This is a genomic window from Salinisphaera sp. C84B14 (assembly GCF_040361435.1).
Lineage (GTDB): Bacteria > Pseudomonadota > Gammaproteobacteria > Nevskiales > Salinisphaeraceae > Salinisphaera.
In genome coordinates, this window is record NZ_APNL01000004.1 from 58,967 (window position 1) to 82,684 (window position 23,718).

At 65.0% G+C, this 23,718-nt stretch carries 23 protein-coding genes; 8 read left to right on the plus strand and 15 right to left on the minus strand.

Features of this window, described 5'->3' with window-relative positions:
* Positions 1 to 10: 10 nt before the first annotated feature.
* The 3 genes from dnaG to rpsU form a co-directional block, all read right to left on the minus strand.
* Entirely contained in the window at positions 11 to 1,774 is a 1,764-nt protein-coding gene (dnaG, locus tag C84B14_RS04355; protein WP_353222141.1) for a DNA primase, read from the minus strand.
* A 116-nt stretch (positions 1,775 to 1,890) separates the two neighbouring features.
* Positions 1,891 to 2,340 carry a GatB/YqeY domain-containing protein gene (locus tag C84B14_RS04360; RefSeq protein WP_348767409.1) on the minus strand — a complete coding sequence of 150 codons (450 nt, stop codon included), beginning with the start codon at positions 2,338 to 2,340 and terminating at the stop codon, positions 1,891 to 1,893.
* 88 nt (positions 2,341 to 2,428) lie between these two features.
* Entirely contained in the window at positions 2,429 to 2,644 is a 216-nt protein-coding gene (gene rpsU, locus C84B14_RS04365) for a 30S ribosomal protein S21 (protein WP_006915178.1), read from the minus strand.
* An 81-nt stretch (positions 2,645 to 2,725) separates the two neighbouring features.
* On the opposite strand from rpsU, the gene tsaD reads away from it, so the two are divergent.
* The 4 genes from tsaD to C84B14_RS04385 all read left to right on the plus strand — a co-directional run bounded on the left by tsaD (position 2,726) and on the right by C84B14_RS04385 (position 5,692).
* A complete protein-coding gene (tsaD, locus tag C84B14_RS04370; protein WP_353222142.1) occupies positions 2,726 to 3,787 on the plus strand; it encodes a tRNA (adenosine(37)-N6)-threonylcarbamoyltransferase complex transferase subunit TsaD in 1,062 nt (353 codons plus the stop codon).
* Between the two features lie 125 nt (positions 3,788 to 3,912).
* Positions 3,913 to 4,269 carry a dihydroneopterin aldolase gene (gene folB, locus C84B14_RS04375; protein ID WP_348767407.1) on the plus strand — a complete coding sequence of 119 codons (357 nt, stop codon included), beginning with the start codon at positions 3,913 to 3,915 and terminating at the stop codon, positions 4,267 to 4,269.
* Entirely contained in the window at positions 4,266 to 4,766 is a 501-nt protein-coding gene (gene folK / locus C84B14_RS04380; RefSeq protein WP_353222144.1) for a 2-amino-4-hydroxy-6-hydroxymethyldihydropteridine diphosphokinase, read from the plus strand. The genes folB and folK overlap by 4 nt, the downstream gene beginning before the upstream one ends.
* A gap of 119 nt (positions 4,767 to 4,885) precedes the next feature.
* Positions 4,886 to 5,692, plus strand: coding sequence for an undecaprenyl-diphosphate phosphatase (locus C84B14_RS04385; protein WP_353222146.1), 807 nt, complete (start codon positions 4,886 to 4,888; stop codon positions 5,690 to 5,692).
* Between the two features lie 24 nt (positions 5,693 to 5,716).
* Here C84B14_RS04385 and C84B14_RS04390 read toward each other — a convergent pair whose 3' ends face one another.
* The 9 genes from C84B14_RS04390 to C84B14_RS04430 form a co-directional block, all read right to left on the minus strand.
* Complete coding sequence (locus C84B14_RS04390; RefSeq protein ID WP_353222147.1) at positions 5,717 to 6,940, minus strand: multifunctional CCA addition/repair protein; 1,224 nt, start codon at positions 6,938 to 6,940, stop codon at positions 5,717 to 5,719.
* A 12-nt stretch (positions 6,941 to 6,952) separates the two neighbouring features.
* The gene (locus C84B14_RS04395) at positions 6,953 to 8,902 is read right to left on the minus strand and encodes a transglycosylase SLT domain-containing protein (RefSeq protein WP_353222149.1); all 1,950 of its coding nucleotides are present in this window, start codon (positions 8,900 to 8,902) and stop codon (positions 6,953 to 6,955) included.
* Positions 8,903 to 9,221: 319 nt separating this feature from the next.
* Positions 9,222 to 10,184, minus strand: a complete 963-nt coding sequence (locus tag C84B14_RS04400; protein ID WP_353222151.1) for a hydrogen peroxide-inducible genes activator — start codon at positions 10,182 to 10,184, stop codon at positions 9,222 to 9,224.
* A 36-nt stretch (positions 10,185 to 10,220) separates the two neighbouring features.
* Positions 10,221 to 11,144, minus strand: coding sequence for an oxygen-dependent coproporphyrinogen oxidase (gene hemF, locus C84B14_RS04405; RefSeq protein WP_353222153.1), 924 nt, complete (start codon positions 11,142 to 11,144; stop codon positions 10,221 to 10,223).
* A 2-nt stretch (positions 11,145 to 11,146) separates the two neighbouring features.
* A complete protein-coding gene (locus C84B14_RS04410; RefSeq protein ID WP_353222155.1) occupies positions 11,147 to 11,746 on the minus strand; it encodes an L-threonylcarbamoyladenylate synthase in 600 nt (199 codons plus the stop codon).
* A gap of 30 nt (positions 11,747 to 11,776) precedes the next feature.
* Positions 11,777 to 14,296: a DNA topoisomerase I gene (locus tag C84B14_RS04415; protein ID WP_353222157.1), complete on the minus strand. Its 2,520-nt coding sequence runs from the start codon at positions 14,294 to 14,296 to the stop codon at positions 11,777 to 11,779.
* 152 nt (positions 14,297 to 14,448) lie between these two features.
* A complete protein-coding gene (locus C84B14_RS04420; protein WP_353222159.1) occupies positions 14,449 to 14,919 on the minus strand; it encodes a Smg family protein in 471 nt (156 codons plus the stop codon).
* A 49-nt stretch (positions 14,920 to 14,968) separates the two neighbouring features.
* On the minus strand, positions 14,969 to 16,090 hold the full coding sequence (dprA, locus tag C84B14_RS04425) for a DNA-processing protein DprA (protein ID WP_353222161.1): 1,122 nt from the start codon (positions 16,088 to 16,090) through the stop codon (positions 14,969 to 14,971).
* Between the two features lie 28 nt (positions 16,091 to 16,118).
* Positions 16,119 to 17,255, minus strand: a complete 1,137-nt coding sequence (locus C84B14_RS04430) for a LysM peptidoglycan-binding domain-containing protein (protein ID WP_353222163.1) — start codon at positions 17,253 to 17,255, stop codon at positions 16,119 to 16,121.
* A 294-nt stretch (positions 17,256 to 17,549) separates the two neighbouring features.
* On the opposite strand from C84B14_RS04430, the gene def reads away from it, so the two are divergent.
* The 4 genes from def to C84B14_RS04450 all read left to right on the plus strand — a co-directional run bounded on the left by def (position 17,550) and on the right by C84B14_RS04450 (position 20,995).
* Entirely contained in the window at positions 17,550 to 18,071 is a 522-nt protein-coding gene (gene def / locus C84B14_RS04435) for a peptide deformylase (RefSeq protein ID WP_348766840.1), read from the plus strand.
* 3 nt (positions 18,072 to 18,074) lie between these two features.
* On the plus strand, positions 18,075 to 18,995 hold the full coding sequence (gene fmt, locus C84B14_RS04440; RefSeq protein WP_353222165.1) for a methionyl-tRNA formyltransferase: 921 nt from the start codon (positions 18,075 to 18,077) through the stop codon (positions 18,993 to 18,995).
* A 31-nt stretch (positions 18,996 to 19,026) separates the two neighbouring features.
* Complete coding sequence (gene rsmB, locus C84B14_RS04445) at positions 19,027 to 20,319, plus strand: 16S rRNA (cytosine(967)-C(5))-methyltransferase RsmB (protein WP_353222414.1); 1,293 nt, start codon at positions 19,027 to 19,029, stop codon at positions 20,317 to 20,319.
* A 109-nt stretch (positions 20,320 to 20,428) separates the two neighbouring features.
* A complete protein-coding gene (locus C84B14_RS04450; RefSeq protein WP_348766838.1) occupies positions 20,429 to 20,995 on the plus strand; it encodes a type 1 glutamine amidotransferase domain-containing protein in 567 nt (188 codons plus the stop codon).
* A gap of 71 nt (positions 20,996 to 21,066) precedes the next feature.
* Here the strand turns inward: C84B14_RS04450 and C84B14_RS04455 are convergent, their stop codons facing one another.
* The 3 genes from C84B14_RS04455 to hisA all read right to left on the minus strand — a co-directional run bounded on the left by C84B14_RS04455 (position 21,067) and on the right by hisA (position 23,717).
* On the minus strand, positions 21,067 to 21,777 hold the full coding sequence (locus tag C84B14_RS04455; protein WP_353222167.1) for an SIMPL domain-containing protein: 711 nt from the start codon (positions 21,775 to 21,777) through the stop codon (positions 21,067 to 21,069).
* A 402-nt stretch (positions 21,778 to 22,179) separates the two neighbouring features.
* Entirely contained in the window at positions 22,180 to 22,965 is a 786-nt protein-coding gene (gene hisF / locus C84B14_RS04460; RefSeq protein ID WP_348766836.1) for an imidazole glycerol phosphate synthase subunit HisF, read from the minus strand.
* Positions 22,962 to 23,717 (minus strand): 1-(5-phosphoribosyl)-5-[(5-phosphoribosylamino)methylideneamino]imidazole-4-carboxamide isomerase, encoded by a 756-nt coding sequence (hisA, locus tag C84B14_RS04465; RefSeq protein ID WP_293624591.1) that lies wholly within the window; start codon positions 23,715 to 23,717, stop codon positions 22,962 to 22,964. Before hisA ends, hisF begins: the two co-directional genes overlap by 4 nt.
* Position 23,718 lies beyond the last annotated feature (1 nt).

The following is a 23,718-nucleotide window of genomic DNA, read 5'->3' on the forward strand; positions in this document are numbered from 1 at the left end:
CGGCCTCGTTCTAACCGGTTTGCTGGCGATAACGTCTGAGTTGCAGAAGTATCTGCTGCATTTCGTTCGCGGCCGCGGTGTCCAGCGGGCCGCGGTTCTGTTGGTCGACCAGTTCGTCGTAGCGCCGGCGCAACGACGCCAGCGATGCGGTATTCGAACCCAGTCGTGCAACGGTCTCATCGAACTCCTGTGCGCGGCTGTCCGGATCGCCTGGCGGCGTCAGGGCCGCCAGTTCCTGCAGCCGGTCGAAAAACCGGTGTTCGCGGTAGCGTTCCAACCACTGCGATACCGATACGTTTGGGGTCTGTGCGAAAAACTCAATCGCCTCGGCGAGAATTGTCGCGCCCGGGGCGTCGGTTTCGCGCAGCGCCGCGCTCTCGTGTACGCGCTGTGCAAGCGCGGTATCGGCAAATAAAAGACTCAGCGCGCGGCTCACCGGGGTCACTCGGGTTTTTTGCTGTATACGGCCTTTATCGGCCGCGGTATTCGAGGTTGAAGGCGTGCCCGCGTACAACGTGCGCAGATCGTCCGCCGGCAGGCGGGCCAGCTGTGCGAGTTCGCCAATGAGTTCGGTGCGAAATGCTTCCGGCGGCAGGGCGTTGACGTACGGCCGAGCCTTTTCGATGAGTGTGGCCCGGCCGTCGGGCGAATCCAGCGACAGACCATCCGTGAGCGCATCCATCAACACGGCCGAGGCGGGTCGCGCGGCGTCTATCGCGGCCTGAAAACGCTGGATGCCGTCTTCGCCGCGTACCATCGAATCCGGATCCTCGCCTTCGGGCACGAACAAAAAGCGCACGCGCCGTGCGCCGCGCATGACCGGCAGGCTCTGATCGAGCGCCTTGCGCGCGGCACGCACGCCGGCTGCATCGCCGTCGAAACAGAACACCACTTCCTGTGTATGCCTGAACAGCGTGGTCAGATGCGATGCGGTGGTCGCCGTGCCCAAGGTCGCCACGGTATTGGCGAAGCCATGCTGGGCCAGAGCGATGACGTCCATATAGCCTTCCACGACCAGCAGTCGCGGCAGTTCGCGCATCGCCTGGCGTGCTTCGAACAGCCCGTACATGTGGTCGGACTTGTGAAACAGCGGCGTCTCGGGCGAATTGAGATATTTGGCCTTGTCATCGCCCAGCGTACGCCCGCCAAAGGCGATGGTGCGCCCGCGCGTATCCCGAATGGGGAACATCAGCCGGTTGCGAAAACGATCGAAGAAACCGCCGCTGTCGCGTTCGATCAGCAGCCCGGCGCGTGCCGCGGCGGCCTGGTCGCGAAGCTCACGGGCGAGTCCGTCCCAGCTGTCCGGGGCGAAGCCGAGACCGTACTGCTTGGCCATGGCGCCGGACACGCCGCGGCGCTTGAGATAGTCGATCACGCCCGGATCGCGGCGCAGCTGGGCCTGATAGAAACGATCGGCGAGGCTCATGGCATCGAACAGGGGATCGCGGGGCGGGCCCGCCGGGGCGCTGTCCTGGGCATCCTGCGGGATTTCCAGCCCGGCGTGCTGGGCCAGCACGTCGACGGCGTCGCGAAACTCCAGCCGATCGTATTCCATGAGAAAGCTGATCGCGCTGCCGTGGGCGCCGCAGCCGAAGCAGTGGTAGAACTGCTTGGTTGGCGAGACGGTGAACGAGGGCGTCTTCTCGTCGTGGAAGGGGCAGCAGGCGGCGTATTCGGCGCCGGATTTTTTCAGCGGCACGCGCGCGTCGATCAGCGACACGATATCCGTGCGCTCGAGTAGCTGGTCGATGAAATCCTGGGGGATGCGCGCCATGACAGGTCAGACCTCCGCTGATCCCGGTAACGATACGGCCCTTTTGCCATGCGCCGCCGAACGCGCGGCGCTGATACACGATCGAGGGGGGTCGTCGGCGAGACGACCGGCCCGGGCTATTGCGGCTGCAGTCGGGCCTTGAGTCGCTGGCTGACCACGGCCATATCCGCCTGGCCCTGCAGCTGCGGCTTGAGCAGGCCCATGACCTTGCCCATGTCGCGCATCGATTCTGCCTGGCTTTCGGCGATTGCCTTGTCGATGGCCTGATCGATTTCGGCATCGGACAGCTGGGTCGGCAGGTAGTTTTCCAACACCGCGATTTCGGCGGCTTCGGCGTCCGCCAGCTCCGGCCGGTTGGCATCGCGATACTGTTGTTCGGCGTCGCGACGTTGTTTGACCATCTTTTCAACGACCGCCAGCACGTCGGCATCGTCGAGGTCGCCACGCTCGTCGACTTCGCGCTGCTTGACTGCGGCCATGAGCATGCGGATCACGGCAAGGCGCTCCTTGTCGCGGGTGCGCATGGCGGATTTCATGTCGTCCTGTAGCTGGGCTTTTAGGCTCAAGCGCGTTCTCCTGTCGAAATAGCGTCCCTGCAACGAAAAACAGCGGCTCTGCGGCCGCTGTTATATGCGTCGATATCGAAAGCCGTGCTTAGTACTGACGCGTGAAACGCTGCTGCTCGCGCTGGAGCTTCTTGGCATGACGCTTGACCGCGGCAGCGCGCTTGCGCTTGCGGGTCTGGCACGGCTTTTCGAAAAACTCGCGACGGCGTACTTCGGTGACAACGCCCGCTTTCTCGCAGCTGCGTTTGAATCGACGCAGGGCGACTTCGAACGGTTCGTTTTCTTTGACGCGTACGCTAGGCATTGAGCAATCACTCTCCGGAAAAATCGGCGGTTTGTCGATCCAGCCATGGGCATGCTGTGGCCCGACGGCTAGAATAAGGCGATGAAGTCTAATCCCTGCGCGCGCGCTTTGCAAAGAAAAAACGTCATCCTCGGTATCGAAAGCTCCTGCGACGAAAGCGCAGCGGCGATCTATCACAGCGAACACGGGCTGCTCGCGCATGCGCTGCACAGCCAGGTGGCGCTGCACGCCGACTATGGCGGCGTGGTGCCGGAACTGGCGTCGCGCGATCATATCCGCAAACTCATGCCGCTGATCGAACAGGTCACCCACGAAGCAGGGGCGCCGCAGCTCACCGGGATCGCCTATACCCGCGGCCCCGGTCTGGTTGGGGCGCTGCTGGTCGGCGCATCGATTGCCGCGGGGCTGGGCATGAGTCGCGGCCTGCCGGTGCTGGGCGTGCATCATATGGAGGGCCATCTGCTGTCGCCGCTGCTCGAACAACGTCGTCCTGCCTTTCCGTTTGTCGCGCTGCTGGTGTCCGGCGGCCATACGCTGCTCGTGCGGGTCGACGGGGTGGGCCGCTACAGCGTGCTGGGCGAGAGCCTCGACGATGCGGTGGGCGAGGCTTTCGACAAATGCGCCAAGATGCTGGCGCTGGGATATCCCGGCGGGCCGGCGTTGGCCGAGCTTGCCGCGAACGGGCGGCGCGATGCCCACGATTTTCCGCGGCCCATGCTCAAGCGCCCCGGGCTGGATTTCTCCTTCTCCGGACTCAAGACCGCGGTCATGCTCGCGGTCAAGGCCGCCGACGACACGCCGCAGGCCCACGCGGATATCGCGGCGAGCTTCGAGCAGGCGGTGGTAGATACGCTGGTCGCCAAGTGCGCGCGTGCGCTCAAACAGACCGGATTGTCTCGACTGGTGGTGGCCGGGGGCGTCGGCGCGAATCGCCACCTGCGGGACACGCTGGCCGAGCGCGGCGAGCGGGACGGATTCGAGCTGTATTTCCCGCAGTCACAATTCTGTACCGATAATGCAGCCATGATTGCGCTGGCGGGGAGTTTGCGCGCCGAAGAAATGCATAGCGGCATCGCCAGTGCCGATGCCGTGGCGCGTTGGCCGCTGGATACTCTGACGGTGCCCGGCGTGCAGAGCGCATAGCGACACGCAGGGCGGCGCGATCGGCATTTTGCTGGCGAGCGGTTGGGTGACCGGTGATACTATTGCGCGTGATCGACGGTAGCCGCCGTGCATAGACCGCGGTAGGCAGGTTTTCGGGAGGCGATTTGGACACGATCTTCATCGAACAGCTCGCGGTGGATGCCGTGATTGGCGTCTACGATTGGGAACGTGAGGCCGCCCAGCGGCTGTTCATCGATCTGGATATCGGGTTTTCGATCCGCGATGCTGCCGCCGACGACGACGTCGACCAGACCCTGGATTATCAGGCGGTCGCCGAGCGCGTCCATGCGTTCGTGAGTGCGAGCCGCTACCACCTGATCGAGACGTTGGCCGAGGAAATCGCGCGCTTGCTGCTCGCCGATTTCGAGGCGTTCAAGGTGACCGTGCGGGTCAGCAAGCCGGGTGCGATAGACCAGGCTGCCAATGTCGGGGTCCGGGTGACGCGTTCTAGCGAAGCATGACGCCGGCGGTGGTCGGCATCGGCAGCAACGTGTCGCCGCATGCCCACATCGCGCTCGCCCTGGATATTCTCGAACAGAGCTTCGGCCCATTATCGACATCGTCGGTTTATCGCTGCCCGCCGGTCGGCATGGCCGGGGCGGATTTCTTGAACCTCGTGGCCCGGTTCGAAACCGCGGCGCCGCTTGCCGAGCTGTGCGCTCAGCTGCGCGATATCGAAGCCGCCTGCGGGCGGGATCGAGCGGCCGCCCAGACGCCGCCGTGTATCGATATTGATCTGCTGTTGTTCGGCAACACGGTACGCGAGCGCGATCCCGAGCTACCTCGCGCCGATATTCTTGCCCACGCCTTCGTGCTCGGCCCCTTGGCCGAATTGCTGCCTGCCGCGCGTCATCCGGTATGCGGCCGTCGCTACGATGCGCTATGGGCGCAAATGGCGGCGCGTTCGATCAGGCTCGAGCCCATCGCGCTAAGCCGCGATGCGCCGTTGACGCCCTGACCACGCACCCGAAACCAAAACGTAACGCTTGCATGAACATGCGCACGCTATAGTGCGCGCTCTTTACGGCCGATAGGCGCACATACGCAGCCGACAGTTTCCTTGCCCGGGGCGAGTCTATGGAGTGGTATCAGATGGTGGTGCTTGCGATCGTGCAGGGCATCACCGAATTTCTGCCGATTTCGAGTTCGGCCCATCTCATTCTGGTCCCGCATTTTCTTGGCTGGCCCGATCAGGGTCTCGGCTTCGATCTGGCCATGCATCTGGGCACGCTGGTCGCAGTGCTGGCGTATTTCAGGCACGACGTGGCTCGGCTCTGGCAGGCCTGGGTTCAATCCATGACGCGTGGCCGGCGCGACGGCGACGTCGCTATGGCCTGGGGGCTGCTGCTGGCCACGATGCCGGCCATCGCGTTCGGGCTGGTCCTGGGCCTTGTCGGCGAATCCATGCTGCGCATCCCCGGTGTGATCGCGACCACGAGCATTGTGTTCGGTATCGCGCTGGGGTGGGTGGATTCGCGCGCGCCCCGCACGCGCGAACCTGATCAGATCGGCTGGCGTGCCTATCTGGCCATCGGTCTGGCACAGGCGATCGCGCTGATTCCGGGGGCCTCGCGTTCCGGTATGACCATACTCGGCGCGCGTGCATGCGGGCTGAATCGTCAGGCTGCGGCGCGCGTTGCCTTCTATCTTGCGATTCCGATCACCACAGCCGCGATTGCGTTCGAAACGGTGTTGTTGCTGCAAACCCCTGCGGAGGATGCCTGGGCCTCAATGGCCATGGCCGCCGTGCTTGCCGGCATCAGCGCGTTTGCCGCCATCCACTATTTTCTGCGCATGCTGCAATCGGTTGGCATGATGCCGTTCGTGGTCTATCGCGTGCTTCTGGGCATCGCCCTGTTCGCGATCTTTGGATGGAACGGCTGACGCGGTCGAGGTGACCGCCGGTAATCAGCGTCGCCCGATCGCCTCGGCTATCGCACGTACGCGCTCGCGTTTGAGTGCGGCGCCGATCTCCGGTCCGCGCAGCCCGCTCGCGGCGAGCTCGCCGGCATCGATCGAGCGGGCGGCGGCGAACGCGGCGCGCGCGGTCTTCGGCTGTTCGTACTGGCGTTTTTCGAAGCCCAGGCGACCGTGTACGTCGGCCACACACACGGCGATCAGCACGTCGAGTCGTTCCGGCCGGCGAAACGCATCGATACCTTCGAACACCTCCAGCATGGTGGCCGGACGCAGTTCGTGCATGCGATGGATATGCGTATGCCAGCGCGTGACCACGGCCGCGGCTTCGCGCACGGCCTTGGGTACGCCCAGCCGACGACTGCAGGCCTGGGCCAGCGGCACGCCCGCGGCTTCGTGGCCGTGATGGCCGGGCAGAATACGGGTGGGCGTGCGTGCCTTGCCGTAGTCGTGGCATAACGCGCCATAGCGCGCTGCAAGTGGCTCGTTGGCGGCGGCGGTCTGAGCAAGAACCAGCAGTGTATGCACGCCGGAGTCGATCTCCGGGTGATGGCGTATGGGTTGAATCACGCCAAACAGCGCATCCAGTTCGGGAAACAGCCGCGCCAGCGCACCGCATTCGCGTAACAGGTAGAAGAACAAATGCGGTTCGTCGTGCATGAGTGCGCGCTCGGTCTCGGCCCAGACCCGCTCGGGCACGAGATGGTCGACTTCGCCCGAACTGACCATGTCCCGTAGCAGGGTCATCGTCTCGTCGGCCACGCGAAAGCCCAGCGGCGCAAAGCGTGCGTAGTAGCGGGCCAGACGCAACAGCCGCACCGGGTCTTCGACGAACGCCGGTGAGACATGGCGCAACACCCGTGCTTCAAGGTCGGCCCGGCCGCCGCAGGGGTCCACCACGGTGCCATCTTCGCCGCGCGCCATCGCGTTGATGGTCAGGTCGCGTCGAACCAGGTCGTCTTCGAGGCTGACGTCGGCGCCGGTATGGAACACGAAGCCGTGATAGCCGTGCCCGTGCTTGCGTTCGGTGCGGGCCAGCGCATGCTCTTCATTACTCTCAGGATCGAGAAAGACCGGAAAGTCGCGCCCCACCGGCCGATAGCCGGCCGCGCTCATCTGCTCGGGGGTGGCGCCTACCACCACCCAGTCGCGATCGGATACGGGTAGCCCCAGCCATTCGTCGCGCAGCGCACCGCCTACCAGATAACGTTGCATGGCCTTGGCGCGCTAGCGGCTGGCGGTCTGTTCGCCGTAGCCGGGTTTGATGTCGTCGATGCGGTCGTCCAGCGGCACGATGTTTTCGTGCAGGCGCGACTGGAAAACGGTCATGTGCGACATCGCCCGCTGTACGTAATTGCGGGTTTCGGTATAGGGGATATTGGCGATCCAGATGGTCGGGTCCATGTCGTCATCGGGTAGCCAGCGCGCAATGCGCTGTGGGCCGGCGTTGTAGCTGGCGGTGGCCATGGCGATGTTGCCATCCCAGCGCTCGAGCATCTGCGCGAGATAGCCCGTACCCAGCTGGATATTGATTTCCGGCACGGTCAGCGCGCTGCTCGACGGCGCGGCCGCGTTCATGCGCCGGGCGACCAGACGCGCCGTGCCCGGCAGCAGCTGCATCAACCCGACGGCGCCCGCAGACGAGCGGATCGCGGGTTGAAACAGCGATTCGGTACGCATGATAGCGAACACATAGGCCGGGTCGAGGTCGTTATTGTCGGCGAACTGGCGTACCGCATCGCTGTAGGGCGTGGGATAGCGGATATCCAGATCGTCCCAGTAGTCGGCCCTGGCGAGGGTGATGATTGCGCGCGAATGCCAGCCCCATTCATGTGCGATGCGTGCGGCCTGGCCGAGCGCGGCCGGGTCGAGACCGTCGATTACGACATTCCATTCCTGTCCGGCGGCATGGTCCATGCCCAGCGCGCGCAGCTCGTTGGCGCGCGCCAACGCCGGCTTGGCTTCGACACGGGCACGCACGGCGCGATCAACCGCGAGCGGGCGTTCATTCAGGCTGTAATCCTGGTTGAGCGCGTCGGCCGCGAGGTAGCCGTGGTAGCTGCGCTCTTTCGCCAGCGGCGCATACAGCGCGCGGGCCTGTTCGCTACGGCCCATGGCCTCGAGTGCACGGGCGTGCCAGTAGCGCCACTCCTCGTCGTCGGCGATCGCAGGGGGCAGATCGTTGATGGCATCGACCACCAGCGGCCAGCGCTGGTTGTAGATCGCGGCCCTGATTTCCCAGCCGAGCGCATGCTCGTCGTCGCGCATGCGGTTATGGTCCATGCGCGCGAACCAGACCAGGGCCTGCGATTTCTGGCCCTGGGCATAGAGCAGGGCCAGCTGGCGCTTCATGTCGTGACGCTGGGCTTCGTCGAGCTGCAGGCGGTCGGCCAGCGGCGTGAACAGATCGGCCGCGCCGTCCAGGTTGCGCAGGGCATAGCGTTTGAACGCATAGACGGCGATATCGCCGTCGAGCCCGGCGGAGGCGTGGTTCAGATTCGCCGGGGTTTCGGCCACGTTGAGCCATTGTTCGGTCTGTGTGCGCCGATCGGCCGGCAGCTGGCGCGCCAGATAACGGGTCAGCCCATACTGGCCGGCGAGCACGGCCAGGCGTGCGCGTTCGAGAATTTCATCCGCGCCGAGCAGGCCCTGACGCTCGAGCCAGGCGAATACCGGGTCGCAGGCGTCCGGCTGGCTGCGACCGACCCGCCAGAGCGCGAGCGCGTCGTCGCGTGGGTTTTCGCCCATCTGGATACGGGCGTTGACGGCGCGACAGGTCGCCGTTGTGCCGTCGCTGTCGCGCGTATTGGCCAGCAGCATCGACCAGCGCCCGCGGCGCGCGAGGCTCGGCAGCCAGTTGCGGCGCAGGCTTTCAGCTGGCGGCAGGTCCGGGTTGGCGCTGATGAACGACTGGATCTGGCTGTCGAGCGCCGTGTTGGCGTTCGTGTCCAGGCGGTAGCGCAACTCCGCCGCGCTCAGGTAGTTGTAGAGCGGGTAGGTTTGCAGCTGGGAGCGCAGGTCCGGGTGCGCGTCGAGGCGGCCCTGCTGGGCGGCGGCGAGCGCATCACGGAAGACTGCCCGTTGAGAGCCGTCGGCGGCCACGCTCGTGCCCGCGCAGAGCAATAGTACGGCCAGAAAACACAGGCGCATGGTGATGGAGGCGTTGGAGCTATTCACAGCCGCGAGTGTAACGCACGGCGGGCAGCCTGGCGGGCGTTAGGGAAGCTCTGCATAAATCTGTCACGGTCGCGCCGGCGTGCTTTGCGCGTGATTGACAAGGAAGTGAGAGCGTAGCGTGCTCGTTGCACGGTAGCGAACACTGACGCCGATCAAGCGCGCGCAAAGCCGGCGGCCCGCAAGGGGTTCGGCCTCACAGACGCCGCGGCTGCGTTGCCAAGCTTGACCTGCCAAAAAGGCAGGCGCTGCGCTTGGACGCCTTGCCGCACCGTCTGTGAGGACTCGAACGCGATCCGTGAGAGGTTTATGCAGAGCTTCCTTAGTTCGCTTGCGTATCGTCGTCGACGTTGACGGCCACCGCGTCGGGCAGCAGCGTAACCCCGCTCGGGTCGCACTGCATGACCGCATCGTGCAGGGCCGTAATCGCTCGTGGGCGGGGAAAGCTCTTGCGCCAGGCGATGGCAATACGGCGCATGGGCGCATCGCCGGCAAAGGGGCGTGTTTCCAGCAGGCGCGACTCTTCCGACAGGCCGGGGATCGACGAGCGCGGTAGTACCGTCACGCCGAGGCCGCTGGCGACCATGTGACGAATGGTTTCCAGGCTGGAGCCGGAATGGGGCTGACGTTCGCGCTCGCGGTCGCGACAGTCCTCGCATAGCGCGAGCACCTGATCGCGAAAACAGTGCCCTGGCCCGAGCAGGAGCAGATCCTCCTCGGCGAGTTCGTTGGCATCGATTTCGTCGCGCCGGGTCCAGCGGTGCGTTTGTGGCATAACCACGACGAACGACTCGTCGTACAACGGCCAGCTTGCCAAACCGCCGACCTCGTAGGGCATGGCCACGATTACCGCGTCGAGTTCGTTGTTACGCAGCTGCTGGGTAAGCGCGCCGGTAAAGTTTTCTTCGATGATCAACGGCATGTCCGGCGTGCTTTCGCGCAGTGCCGGAATCAGGTGTGGCAGCAGATAAGGGCCGACGGTATAGATCACGCCCAGCCGCAGCGGTCCCTTGAGCTCGTCGCGGCCCTGTTCGGCCACCGTTTCCAGTGCGCTGACCTCGCCCAGAATCCGATAGGCCTGTTCGATGATGCGGCGGCCGATCGGCGTGACCCGGGCCTCGCCGCGATTGCGTTCGAATACGGTGACGCCCAGCTCGCTTTCGAGCTTCTTGACCGCCACCGACAGCGTGGGCTGACTCACAAAGGCGCGCTTGGCGGCCCGGCCAAAATGGCGTTCCTTGTCGAGCGCGATCAGATAGCGCAGTTCGGTGAGCGTGATATGCATCGCGTGACGAATCTCATCCTTCGACCGGCTTACGGCTTAATTCTCGCCGAGCCAGTCGCGAGGGCGAAGAAAATCCTCGTAGAGCGCGGCTTCGGGGCTGCCGGGTATGGGCTTGTAGCCATATTGCCACGATGCCAGCGGCGGCATCGACATCAGGATGGACTCGGTACGCCCGCGCGATTGCAGGCCGAACAGGGTGCCGCGATCGTAGACGAGGTTGAACTCGACATAGCGCCCGCGCCGATAGAGCTGGAAATCGCGCTCACGCTCGCCGTAGGCGTGGTCACGACGGCGTTCGACGATCGGCACATAGGCATCGATAAACGCCTGGCCGACGCTGCGTATGAACGCAAAGCTGTCCTCGAAGCCGAGCTCGTCGAAATCGTCGAAGAACAGGCCGCCCACGCCGCGGGTTTCTTCCCGGTGCGGCAAATAGAAGTATTCGTCGCACCAGGCCTTGAAGCGAGTATAGAGATCGTCGCCAAACGGCGCACAGGCATCGCGCGCGGCCTCGTGCCACGCAATCGCGTCTTCTTCGAAGGGGTAATAGGGCGTCAGGTCGAAGCCGCCGCCGAACCACCACACCGGGTCCTCGCCGTCTTTTTCGGCGACGAAAAAACGCACGTTGGCGTGCGCGGTGGGCGCATAAGGATTGCGCGGGTGGATGACCACCGACACGCCGGTGGCAATGAACGAACGGCCGGCAAGCTCGGGGCGGCGTGCGGAAGCCGAGGCCGGCAGGTTGTCGCCGGTGACCCGCGAGAAATTCACGCCCGCACGCTCGAAGGTGTCGCCCTCGGCGAGCACGCGGGTGTCGCCGCCGCCGCCGGCCGGGCGCTGCCAGGCATCGATATGAAAATCCAGACCCGGTTCCAGGTCGGCCAGGCGCTGGCAGATATGGTCCTGCAGTTCGCGAAACCAGGCGATGACGCGATCGGAATCGATGCTATCGGCGCTCATGCTCAGCCTCCGCGCAGGGTGTCGCCGGTGCGCGCATCCCGAATGGTGCTGGCGCGACCGGGCGTATCCGGTACGCCGCCCAGAATCATGTCGACGCCGTCATGCGGCTGACTCAAGCGCGCTCGCGCCTGCCAGCTATTGCGGACCGGCGGTCGTGCGCTGACGTTCGCGCTGGTCGAAACCAGTGCGCCGCCAAAGGCCCGGCACAGCGCGGCGCTGTCGGCATGGGCGGTCTGGCGCAGGGCGATGGTGTCGTGCGCGCCGGTCAGCCACCAGGGCGTATCGTCGGCGGCGGGCAACAGCCAGGTCAGAGCCGCCGGCCAGCTTTGGGTGGCACGATTCCATGCCTGGGCCGCGTCGGCGGCGACGAAGGGCGCAAGCTGGTCGCTGTCGGCGCCGATCAAGATCAGGCCCCGATCGATCTTGCGACGCTTGATCGTGAGCAGCCGCAGTACGGCGGCCGGGTCCAACGGGTCACAGGCCAGCCCCCAGACGCCTTCGGTGGCATGGGCAACCACGCCGCCATCATGAAGAATACGCGCAGCGCGGCGCAGGCGATGGGCACTCACGCGCACACCGGCGCGCTGGGGATGACGGCTCATAGATATTCGATCGAATCAGGCAGCCGCGGCTCAGGCATCGCCCTTGCCGGCGGCTTTCGTGCTCGACTTGGCCGGCGCCTTCTTGGCCGCTGTTTTCTTGGGGGCCGCCTTGGCCGTGCTCTTGGCCTTGGTCGCAGTCTTGGCCGCGCCGTTTTTCTTGGCCGTGGTGCTCTTGGCGGTCTTGGCGCTCGACTTCGTCGTCGATTTGGCGCTGGACTTTGCGCTGTCCTTTTTCGCAGCCGCGCCCTTGCGCCCACGCTTTTTCTTCTCCGGCGCCTTGGCGATGATTTCCTGGCATTGTTCCAGGGTGAGGTCGGCCGGCTCCTGATCCTTGGGCACGCTGGCGTTCTTCTTGCCATCGGTGATGTACGGGCCGAACGGGCCGTGCTGGACCTTGATGCCTTCGGCCTCGAAGTGCTTGATCAGCTTCTTGGCGTCGGCTTCCTTCTTTTCGGCGATGACCTCGAGCGCGCGTTCCTTGGAGATGGTGTACGGGTCGTCTTCCTTGATCGACGCGAACTTCTTGCCAAAGCGCACATAGGGGCCGAAGCGGCCGATATTGACCTGGATTTCCTCGCCCTCGGGGGTTTCGCCCAGATCGCGCGGCAGGTTGAACAGATACAGCGCCTCGTCGAGGGTGATCTTGTCCATGTCCTGGCCCTTGCGCAGGCCGGCGAACTTGGGTTTTTCCTCGTCGTCCTTGGAGCCGATCTGCACGAACGGCCCGAAGCGGCCGATACGCACGATCACCGGCTTGCCGGATTTGGGGTCGGTGCCGAGCTCGCGGGCCTGGGCGACTTCCTCGCGCGACAAATCCTGCTTGGATTCGATCTGCTCGGAGAAACGATCCCAGAATTCCCTCAGCAACGGCTGCCATTGCTCTTCACCTCGCGAGACGGCGTCGAGCCGGTCTTCGAGGTTGGCGGTGAACTCGTAGTCCACATAGCGGGTGAAGTGATCGGTGAGGAACTTGTTGACGATCTTGCCCAGCGGCGTGGGCATGAACGCCTTGCCGTCCATTTCGACGTATTCGCGATCCTGCAGCGTCGAGATGATCGAGGCATAGGTCGAAGGCCGACCGATATCGTATTCCTCCAGCGTTTTCACCAGCGCGGCTTCGGTAAAGCGCGGCGGCGGCTCGGTGAAATGCTGGGTGGGTACGATCTCGGCGAGCTTGAGCAGCTCGTTTTCTTCCAGATGCGGCAGGCGCTTGTCGGCGTCGTCGTCGCCCTTGTCGTCGTCCTTGCCTTCCTTGTAAACCGCCAGAAAGCCCGGCTCGCGCAGGGTGCGGCCCGAGGCACGGAACAGATGCTTCGCATCGTCGCCGGCGGCGAGATCCGCGGAGACGGTATCGAACAGGGCATGCATCATCTGGCTGGCCACGGTGCGCTGCCAGATCAATTCGTAAAGACGCGCCTGGTCGCTGGTCAGGTTCGACTTGATTTCGTCCGGGATGCGCGCGCTTTCGGTCGGCCGGATGGCCTCATGCGCTTCCTGGGCGTTCTTGGACTTGGTCTTGAAGCTGCGCGGCGCGTCCGGCAGGTTCTTGTCGCCGTAGCGCTTGCCGATCATCGAGCGCAGTTCGCTGACCGCGTCCGCGGCCAGGCTGACCGAGTCGGTCCGCATGTAGGTGATCAGGCCGGTCGCCTCGGCGCCGTCGATGGATACACCTTCATACAGGCTCTGGGCCGTGCGCATGGTGCGCTTGGCGGTGAAGCCGAGCTTGCGCGCGGCTTCCTGCTGCAGGGTCGAGGTGGTGAACGGCGGTGCCGGGTTGCGCTTGCGCTGCTTGCGATCGACCTTGACCACCCGCAGCTGGCCCTGAGCGGCGCTGGTGAGCGTTTCCAGGGCCGCATCGGCGCTGCCCTGATTGTTGACCGTGAACTGTTCGACCTTTTCGCCGTCCAGCTGCGACAGGCGCGCGGAAAACGGCTGGGCGTCCTTTTCGACCTGGGCTTCGATCTTCCAGTATTCCTGGGGCACGAAGGCTTCGATCTCGGCATCGCGCTCGCAGATCAGGCGCAGGGCAGGCGACTGTACGCGCCCGGCGGACAGGCCACGCTGGACCTTGCGCCAGAGCAGCGGCGAGAGGTTGAAACCCACCAGGTAATCGAGCGCGCGACGTGCCTGCTGGGCGTTGACCAGGTCGTCCGAGATGGTGCGCGGGTTGGCCACGGCCGAACCGACCGCTTTCTTGGTGATCTCGTGAAAGACCACGCGGGCGACTTCCTTGTTTTCGAGCAGGCCGCGTTCGCGCAGCAGCTCCAGCAGATGCCAGGCAATGGCTTCGCCTTCGCGATCCGGGTCAGTGGCCAGCAGCAGGGCGTCCGACTTCTTGAGCGAGCGGGCGATCTTGTCGACCTGCTTGGCGTTGCGGTCGATGATGTCGTAGCGCATCGCGAAGTCGTGCTCGGTATCGACCGCGCCTTCCTTGGGCACGAGGTCACGCACATGGCCATACGAGGCGAGCACCTCGTAGTCCTTGCCGAGATATTTTTCGATCGTCCGGGCTTTGGCCGGCGATTCCACGATGACGAGATTGCGACTCATCGATTCACGCTATATTTAAGGATTGAGGCCTGCACTCATGCGCAGGGCGCTGCACACTAGCATAGCCTTTGAAGCATGCGCGACCGAGGCGCGTCAACCGCGACGGCTCGTTCGAGGCTCGTTTCGGGCCTTTATCGAACCGGCGCGCTTAGCTAGTGGCTGGCGCCGGGGGATTCGGCATGGATCATCGCTTCCATGCGAGCGTAGGCCTGATCCTGCCCGCTGGACGACAGCACCATCATCACCACCCACTTGAGCTGCTCGATCTCGGCGCCTTCGAAGGCATCCTCGGCCAGCGCCATCATCCGATCAATCACGATCTCGCGGGCCGTGGCGCTGAGCACGCCGGCCTGCTGCAACGACTCAAGATAGCCGCGACATTCGGCGTCCAGAACCTGCATTTCCCGTTCGGCGTACACGCGGATGGCGTCGTCGCTGGGGGTGTCGGCCATGGACTGGCCGGCCGGATCGGTGGCCCGAATCCAGGCAAAGGCGTCGTCGATCTCGTCGTCGAAGAAGCCGGCATCGCCCAGATCGTCGCGCACGCTGGACATATGCTCGGCATCGGCCAGCGAGAAGTTCTCGAACAGATAGAGCAGCACGTCGAGCAGGTTTTCGTTCATCGGCGCAGATCCGTCGTATGTGAACCGTAGCGTTCATCCAGCCCCGCGATCATGACACGGTGCGGGTATAGGCACCGCCCGGGCCGGCCTGGACACGACCTTCCAGTTCCAGGATGAGCAGACTCGATGATACCGCATCTGCCGACCAGCCTGTACGGGCGACCAGATCGTCGACCCGGGCCGGGCCATGGCCAAGGGCAGCCAACAAGGCGGCATGCGTGTCGTTCTCGGCCGGCGCTCCAGCGGTGTTTTCGGCGTCTTCGCTTTCATGATCAGACGGATACGAAGCCGGCCGACGATAGCCGTCGAGCACACCGGCGATATCCTCGAGGATATGCTCGGTAGTCTCGACCAGCTTGGCCCCGTCGCGAATGAGCTGGTGGCAGCCGCGCGCCAACGGATTGTGAATCGAGCCGGGCAGGGCGAACACTTCGCGCCCGGCGGCACTGGCCATCCTTGCGGTGATCAACGAGCCCGAGGCGCGTGCGGCTTCGACCACCAGCGTGGCCGTACACAGGCCGGCAATGATGCGGTTTCGGCGCGGGAAATTGCCGCGGGCAGGCTCGGTGCCCAGACCGAACTCGGAGAGCATCAGGCCTTGGGCGACGATGCGTTCGGCCAGATCCCGGTTCATGGCCGGATAGACGCGGTCCAGTCCCGTGCCACAGACCGCGATGGTCATGCCGTCGGCGGCGAGTGCGCCTTCGTGTGCCGCGGCATCGATACCCCGGGCCAGGCCCGAGACGACCACGAGCCCGGCGCTTGCCAGCGCATGCCCGAACTCGCGCGCTGCTTCCAGCCCGGCGGGGCTTGGGTTGCGGCTGCCCACGATCGCGATTGCCGGGTAGTTGAGCAGTTCGGTATCGCCCACGCCGTACAGCCAGGGCGGGGCCGGATCGAGCTCGGCCAGCGCGTTCGGATAGTGGCGATGAGCGCGGGTGATGAAATGACGGTTCGGCGCGTCGAGCCAGCGCTCGGTTTCGGCGACGCGGGCGTTGTCGCCCGCCGCAAGGGTGGCACAGGCAGCGCGCGGCACGCCCAGTTCGCGCCAGGCGCGCTCGCCGGCCGCTACCGCCCGTTCGGCGCTGCCGAAATGGTCGATCAATCGGCTGCCCAGGGTCGCACCGATGCCTGGTGTACACGCCAGCTGCAGCTCGGCACGCGGGATCATGGCCCGGCTCGATTCCCGCACGCGGGCGCTAGCGCGCCGGCGTGCGCACGAAGTCGTCGATATGCACCGCGCGCTCGGCGCGCATGATCACTGCAAAGCTCACCCGTTCGTCGGTCTTGAAGACCAGCAGCTCGCCGGACTTGAGTTCGGGCAGGCGCACCTGGCCGCCCTTGACCGGGTCGAGCACCACGCGACCGGCTTCGAAGATATCCAGCACGTGGCCGCGTTCGATGCCGTCGCTGCGGCCCACGCTCAGGGTCACTACCTGATACTGGCCGATGGCCGATACGCCGTCGTACACCGAAATGATGCGGCCTTCGACACGGTGATCGGGCGCATGCGGATAGAAATCGCGCACCAGATCCTCGGTTTCCAGCGGCAGCAGCCGATCGGCCACCAGCGCTTCGCGATAGCTCTTGGTGATCTGGGCCTTGGCGACCGGACCGGGTTCGATGATCTGGATTTCACCCACCGGCACGGCCTGTTGGCCGATGATTTCGCCGGTGTCGGGATCCTTGTACGGGCCGGCATCGCGAACGAGGCTGAATCGGCCGTCATCCTGGCCCTGCGTATCCACGCCGCGCACGTAGCTCACGGTGCCCTTGCCGCCGACCAGGTGCTCGTCCAGGAAGGACACGATATAGGGGGCGTCGGCGAGCTCTTCGGCACTTACCAGGCGCGGGCCGGTAATGAACGGCCGGATCGCATCCATGGGTATGGTGGCGATCGATTCCAGCGAGCTTTCACGGATGCGCGGCGAGAGCACCTTGGTGCCGGCCCGACGCAGCTGGAAGTTGCCATCGGCGTCGCGGGTGAGAATGAGCACATCGCCCGGATAGATCAGATGCGGGTTGGCGATATCCGGGTTGGCGTACCACAGCTGTGGCCAGTACCAGGGGTCGCGCAGGTAGTAGCCCGCGATATCCCAGAGCGTGTCGCCCTTCTTGACCACATAGCGCAGCGGCGCATCCGCGCGTAGCTGCTGGTTGACCGTGTTTTCCTGCACGACGGGCGCCGCGCGTTCCGGCAGCGGCGTGGACGGGGCGGGGGCCAGTTCGGGCTCGGCCTTTTGATGAGCGCAGCCGCTCAAGACGGCCGCGAGGGCCAGGGTCAGACCGGTGCCGGCACACTTCATGGCCTGCTTCAAATCGTTATACTCTCGCATCCAGGACGCGCCCCCAATGATTGACCCCATACCAAGACAGCTGACGGTCAGCTGCCCTGCAACCCCTGCACAAACAGATGCCGGCTTCTGCCCGGCATTTGTTTTTGCAGGCTTAGCGGCCGCTGGCTGCGACGCGCCTGCCTGTGCATACTCGCGCTATTGCGCCGATATGGAAAGTGTTTTCCTGTCGGATCGATAGCGCTCGAACGTGCCATGCCACGTGTTTTTCGTTATCGGCCAGTCAGATCGTTTATTGATGGCCGGCCCACTTGTGACGCACACCACCGATAGAATATGGCGATTCTAGAGATTTTGCATTTCCCCGATCCCCGGCTGCGCGAACGCACCGAGCCGGTCACGGTTTTCGACGAAACGTTGTCGCGTTTTATCGACGACATGTTCGAAACCATGTACGACGCACCCGGCGTGGGCCTGGCCGCGACCCAGGTCGGCGATACGCGCCGCGTGGCGGTCATGGACTGCTCGGAAGAGCGCAACGAACAGATCGTGATGTGCAACCCGGAAATCCTATCCGCCGAGGATCTGGAAACCGTCGACGAAGGCTGTCTGTCGGTGCCGGACCACTACGACAAGGTCAAACGCTATGCCCGCGTTCGCTTTGCGGCCCAGGACCGCCACGGCGAGCGCTACGAGATGGAGGCCGAAGGCCTGCTTGCCCAGTGTGTGCAGCACGAACTGGCGCATCTCGACGGCGGGCTCTATATCGACCAGCTGTCCCGGCTCAAGCGCGAGCGTATTCGCCGCAAGCTCGCCAAGGCGGCCCGCCAGCAACCGGCGACCGAAAGCGACGCATAACCCGTGAACATCGTTTTTGCCGGCACGCCCGAATTCGCACTGCCCTGTCTGGATGCGATCGCCGCCAGTTCGCATCGTCTGACCGGCGTACTCACCCAGCCGGATCGGCCCGCCGGGCGCGGCCGCAAGCTCGCGGCATCGCCCATCAAACAACGCGCGCTGGAACTCGGCGTGCCCGTACAACAACCGCTGTCGCTCAAGAAGGAGGCGGCGTTCGACGAACTCGCCGCGCTTGAACCCGATCTGATGGTGGTGGTCGCCTACGGGCTGCTGTTGCCGAAGAAGGTGCTGGCCCTGCCGCGTTATGGCTGTATCAACGTGCATGCCTCGCTGCTGCCGCGCTGGCGCGGGGCCGCGCCCATCGCCCGTGCCATTCTCGCCGGCGATAGCGAAACCGGCGTGACCCTCATGCAGATGAACGCGGGGCTGGATACCGGGCCCATGCTCGTGCGCCGGGCGGTGCCTATCGATAGCGATACCACCGCGGGCGAGCTGCACGACCGGCTTGCGGCGCTGGGTGCGACCGAGCTTGCCGAACTGCTCGGCCGCGTCGAGCAGGGCGTGAGCGGTGAAATACAGGACGACGCCCAGGCCTGCTATGCGCGGCGGCTGGACAAGGGCGAGGCCGCGATCGACTGGCGGGCCGGCGCCGACGAAATCGCGCGCGCGGTGCGTGCTTTCGTGCCCTGGCCGGTGGCCCATGCGCAATTGAACGGTCAGCCGGTGCGTTTCTGGCGGGCGGCTCCTGCCGCAGGCGCGAGCGGCGAACCGGGGACGGTGGTCGCGGCGAGCCCGAAAGGTATCGATATCGCCACCGGCGCCGGCACCCTGCGGGTCACGGAGCTGCAGCTGCCGGGCAAGAAGCGAATGGACGCCGCCGCGGCGGTCAACGGGCGCGACTGGGTCGGTCAGCGTTTTGAGTAAATCGCGACCTCGCGACAGGCAGCCGGCCCCGGTGGAAGGCGCAGCCGCCCGCGGCTGGGCCGCACGCTGTGTTTCGGCCGTAATGAATGATCGTCGCAGCCTCGACGCGGCGCTGTCGGAGCTGCCGCCGCAGATGAGCGGCGCCGACCGGGCGCTGACCTCGGCGCTGGCCTACGGCGTGTTACGAGACTATCGCCGCCTGGAAACCCTGCTGGCACCGCGCCTGTCGCGCAAGCCGCAGCCGCTGCTGCGGGCACTGTTGCTGGTCGGGTTGTTGCAGCTGGAGGCCATGCGTATTCCGGCCCATGCTGCCGTGCATGCGACGGTGGCGGCCACGGCGATGCTCAAGCTCGGCAAGGCGCGGGGCATGGTCAACGCCATTCTGCGGGGCCATCAGCGCGAGGGCGCAGACACCGGGTCGGGCGAGCTCGCGCCGGGCGTGCGCTACGGCTACCCCGACTGGCTGGTGCGCATGGTTGAAACCGACTGGGGCCGTCTCTGGCCGGATGTGCTGGCAGCCGGCAACCGGCCGGCACCGATGCATCTGCGCGCCAACGCACGGCGCTGCGATCGCCATGTCGCGATGCAACGTCTGGCCGAGGCCGGGATCGCAAGCGAAGCGGTTCGCGTATGCGACAGCGTATTCACCCTCGACACGCCGATACCGGCACGCGAGCTGCCCGGTTTTGCCAGCGGCGACGTCTCGATACAGGACGGCGCCGCCCAGCTCGCCGCCGGCCTGGTCGGCGCCCGCGCCGGCGATTACGTGCTCGACGCCTGTGCGGCGCCCGGTAATAAGAGCGCGCATCTGCTCGAACGCGCCGATATCGATCTGCTCGCGCTCGATATCGACCCCGCGCGGCTCGACACGCTCAACGAAACGCTGGCGCGGGTGGGGGCCAGCGCGCAGGTCAAGGCCGCCGACGCCGCGGCGATCGATCAGTGGTGGGATGGCCGCGCCTTCGATCGCATCCTGCTCGATGCGCCTTGTAGCGGTACCGGCGTGATTCGGCGCCATCCGGATATCAAATGGCTGCGTCGGCCGGCCGATATCGCGGCCGCGGCCGAGCGCCAGAACCAGTTGCTGGACGGCCTCTGGCAAACGCTCGCCCCCGGCGGGCGGCTGGTCTATGCCACCTGCTCGATCCTGCGCGCCGAAGGCGTCGACGTGATGGATGCCTTTCTCAAGCGCACGCCCGAGGCGCGCGAGCTCACCATCGATGCGCATTGGGGCTTTGCCGAACGCCACGGGCGGCGTATCGCACCGGGCATGCACGGCTTCGATGGCTTCTATTACGCGGTGCTCGAACGCGACCGCGGTTGATCGGGACCCCTTGTATCCCGTGCTCGGTAGGTAGCATTACGGAGTTGAAACGATCGCGCACAGCCGCACAGTCGGTGGTGTACTGATTCACCAACCAATTGGAGTTGTGATGAGCGACGAACTCAAAGGCAAGAAGGTCGCCTTTCTGGCCACGAACGGTTTCGAGTATTCGGAGCTGACCCAGCCGTGGGACGAGATCAAGGCCGCCGGCGCCGAGGTCGAACTGATTTCGCTCGAAAACGGCAAGATCCAGGGCGAAAGCGGCGGCGAGCCCAAGGGCGATCCGATTCCGGTCGACAAGACCGTCGATCAGGTATCGGCCAAGGACTATAACGCCCTCGTGCTGCCGGGCGGTCTGGCCAATCCGGACACGCTGCGCATGAACGACAAGGCCGTGCAGTTCGTGCGGGATTTCTTCGCCCAGCACAAGCCGGTCTCCGCCATCTGCCACGGACCGTGGCTGCTGGCCGAAGCCGACGTGCTCAAGGGCCGTACCGTGACTTCGTTCCCCTCCATCAAGACGGACCTGCAGAACGCGGGCGCCAAGTGGGAGGACCGCGAGGTGGTCTGTGACGAAGCGCTCGTCACCAGCCGCACGCCGGATGATCTGGATGCCTTCTGTGCCAAGACGATCGAAGAGATCGCCGAAGGCAAGCACGAAGAACAGACCACCTGATCGAGCGGCGCACTGCCATGTGCAAGACAAAGCCCGGGCTTCGACCCGGGCTTTTTTGTGTCCGCCGTTCCCTAGTCTTCGAGCGCGTAGTCGATAGTGGTTACGACGCGAATTTTCTTGACGTCCGGCGTGTAGCTGTCCAGGTCTTCAATCGAGAAATAGCCCTGGGAGGCTGAACGGATGGCACCGACCTGACTGCCCGAATCCTCCGCGAACTGACGTGCGGCCTTGCGCGCATCGGCGGTCGCCTGGGCAATCATTTCCGGCTTGATCGATTCCAGGTCGGTAAACAGAAACTCGGTGCGATATTCATAGTTGGGCGAGAGCACCACGCCCTGGCTGACCAGTTCGCCCACCCGCGGCATGGCCTGCTTGACCGTGTCGATCTCGGGCGTGCGCACCAGCACCGTGGCTTCGGCGGAATAACGCGTCGGCGGGCGCTGGTCGCCGTAGCTGTTGGCATAGCGATCGGTCACCTGAGGTGAGGTGAGCGAGATCGAATCGGCCTTGAAGCCGGCATCGGTCAGGAAACTGCGGATGATGTCGGCCTGGCGATTGACCTGATCCTGTACCGCGCCCAGTTCGTCGCCGGTGACCGTGAAGTGCAGCGGCCAGAGGGCAAGATTGGCTCGCACCTCGCGTTCGGCCAACCCCTTGACCGTGACCGCGCGCTCGGCCGATTTCCATTGAATGGCCGCGCTCTTGAGATAGCTGCCGCCCACGATCAGCCCAATCGCTAGACACAGGCCGAGAATGGCAGCGGCCAGGATATTGTTCTTCATCGAATAAGCCGACGGTGTTGATACAAGCAGGCCGAGTATCGAGCGCCCAAGCTTACGGCTGGCTTAAGCAATCGGCACAAACGCGCATGCGTGAGCGGCAGATTCGGGTGCACCCGCTGGCCGAGCTTGCGTACCGAGCGATCCATCCGGCTTCCGACACCGTTTCAACAAGGGCGGCTGCAGATGTCGCCGATCGACGCAGGCGCGCTCAGATGGTCATTGGGGCCAGGGGATCGCTTTTCGCCGTCAAGCTGAACGCATCGGGCGAGCCGCAAGTCTAGGCACGATGTCTTTAGAGCCGCGGGGTCGGCGGATCGCCTACAGAACAGGCATGAGGGTCGCGCTGAATCGCCGACGCCGGGAGGGCAGGGCGACCCTGCGGCGACCCGGCGTCGGATGGCGCTAGCGGTAGATCGGGTCGCGTACGACCACGCCGCGCTCGGCGAGGTAGCCCTTGGCCTGCTGGATCGTGTACGTGCCGAAATGAAAGATCGAGGCGGCGAGTACGGCATCTGCGGCGCCGATTTCCAGGCCGTCGTGCAGGTGTTCGAGGTTGCCGACGCCGCCCGAGGCGATGACCGGCACGTCCACGGCTTCCGAGATGGCACGGGTGAGCTTGAGATCGAAGCCGGACTTGGTGCCGTCCTTGTCCATGCTGGTCAGCAGCACTTCGCCGGCGCCGAGCGACACCAGCTTCTGGGCCCATTCGATCGCATCGATGCCGGTGGATTTGCGCCCGCCGTGGGTGAAGATTTCCCAGCGCGGCGCTTCGCCCTTGCGGGCCACGTTCTTGGCGTCGAGCGCGACCACGATGCACTGCGAGCCGTAGCGATAGGCGGCCTCGGCCACGAAATTGGGGTCCGAGATCGCGGCCGTGTTGATCGATACCTTGTCGGCACCGGCCGACAGCAGGCGCCGTACGTCGGGCAGGGTCCGCACGCCGCCGCCGACGGTCAGCGGGATGAATACCTCGCCGGCCACGCGCTCGACCACTTCCATGAGCGTGCCACGGTCTTCGTGGCTTGCCGTGATATCGAGAAAGACGAGTTCATCGGCGCCCTGCTGGTCATAGCGCCGCGCGATCTCGACCGGATCGCCGGCATCCTTGATCTCCAGGAACTTGACGCCCTTGACGACCCGGCCCTTGTCGATATCCAGACAGGGGATGATGCGTTTGGCCAGGCTCACGCGGACCCCTTCGACTTGGACTGACGGTCGTTGACCAGCTTGCGTGCTTCGGCCAGATCGATCGTACCCTCGTAGAGCGCGCGGCCGATGACCGCGCCGGTCACGCCGTCTTCCTCGGCGGTGAGCAGGGCCTCGATATCGTCGAGGCGGGTCACGCCGCCGGAGGCAATCACCGGAATGGTGAGTTCGGCGGCCAAGGCGCGGCTGGCTTCGACGTTGACGCCCTGCATCATGCCGTCGCGGCCGATATCGGTATGGATGATGGCGACCACGCCGTCGTCCTCGAACTGCTGTGCCATTTCGGCCACGGTGTTGTTCGACAGCTTGGACCAGCCGTCGGTGGCCACCATGCCGTCCTTGGCATCGAGGCCGACGATGATGTGGCGCGGAAATTCCACGCCGGCATCGGCCACGAAGTGCGGCTCCGACACGGCACGCGTGCCGAGGATGACGTACTCCACGCCACGCTCCAGATAGGTTTCGATCGCGGCCTCGTCGCGGATGCCGCCGCCCACCTGGACAGGCACGTTGCCACAGGCCGACACGATCTGGCCGATCACGCGGTCGTTGACCGGATAGCCGGCCTTGGCGCCGTCGAGATCGACGACGTGGATTCGATCCGCGCCTTCGGCCAGCCAGCGTTCGGCTACGGCCACCGGATCTTCGTCGAAGACGGTGACGTCGTCCATGCGGCCCTGGCGCAGGCGTACGCACTGGCCGTTCTTGATATCAATCGCAGGTATGAGTAGCACG

Excerpts from the sequence above, each read along its gene's own strand:
- dprA (WP_353222161.1), bottom strand. The coding sequence starts at position 16,090 with ATGATCCCGCGTGCCGAGCTGCAGCTGGCGTGTACACCAGGCATCGGT.
- C84B14_RS04410 (WP_353222155.1), bottom strand. The coding sequence starts at position 11,746 with ATGAGCCGTCATCCCCAGCGCGCCGGTGTGCGCGTGAGTGCCCATCGC.
- dnaG (WP_353222141.1), bottom strand. The coding sequence starts at position 1,774 with ATGGCGCGCATCCCCCAGGATTTCATCGACCAGCTACTCGAGCGCACG.
- hemF (WP_353222153.1), bottom strand. The coding sequence starts at position 11,144 with ATGAGCGCCGATAGCATCGATTCCGATCGCGTCATCGCCTGGTTTCGC.
- C84B14_RS04385 (WP_353222146.1), top strand. The coding sequence starts at position 4,886 with ATGGAGTGGTATCAGATGGTGGTGCTTGCGATCGTGCAGGGCATCACC.
- C84B14_RS04415 (WP_353222157.1), bottom strand. The coding sequence starts at position 14,296 with ATGAGTCGCAATCTCGTCATCGTGGAATCGCCGGCCAAAGCCCGGACG.
- def (WP_348766840.1), top strand. The coding sequence starts at position 17,550 with ATGGCGATTCTAGAGATTTTGCATTTCCCCGATCCCCGGCTGCGCGAA.
- C84B14_RS04420 (WP_353222159.1), bottom strand. The coding sequence starts at position 14,919 with ATGAACGAAAACCTGCTCGACGTGCTGCTCTATCTGTTCGAGAACTTC.
- C84B14_RS04430 (WP_353222163.1), bottom strand. The coding sequence starts at position 17,255 with ATGCGAGAGTATAACGATTTGAAGCAGGCCATGAAGTGTGCCGGCACC.
- C84B14_RS04390 (WP_353222147.1), bottom strand. The coding sequence starts at position 6,940 with ATGCAACGTTATCTGGTAGGCGGTGCGCTGCGCGACGAATGGCTGGGG.
- C84B14_RS04455 (WP_353222167.1), bottom strand. The coding sequence starts at position 21,777 with ATGAAGAACAATATCCTGGCCGCTGCCATTCTCGGCCTGTGTCTAGCG.
- folK (WP_353222144.1), top strand. The coding sequence starts at position 4,266 with ATGACGCCGGCGGTGGTCGGCATCGGCAGCAACGTGTCGCCGCATGCC.
- rpsU (WP_006915178.1), bottom strand. The coding sequence starts at position 2,644 with ATGCCTAGCGTACGCGTCAAAGAAAACGAACCGTTCGAAGTCGCCCTG.
- C84B14_RS04400 (WP_353222151.1), bottom strand. The coding sequence starts at position 10,184 with ATGCATATCACGCTCACCGAACTGCGCTATCTGATCGCGCTCGACAAG.
- tsaD (WP_353222142.1), top strand. The coding sequence starts at position 2,726 with ATGAAGTCTAATCCCTGCGCGCGCGCTTTGCAAAGAAAAAACGTCATC.
- C84B14_RS04450 (WP_348766838.1), top strand. The coding sequence starts at position 20,429 with ATGAGCGACGAACTCAAAGGCAAGAAGGTCGCCTTTCTGGCCACGAAC.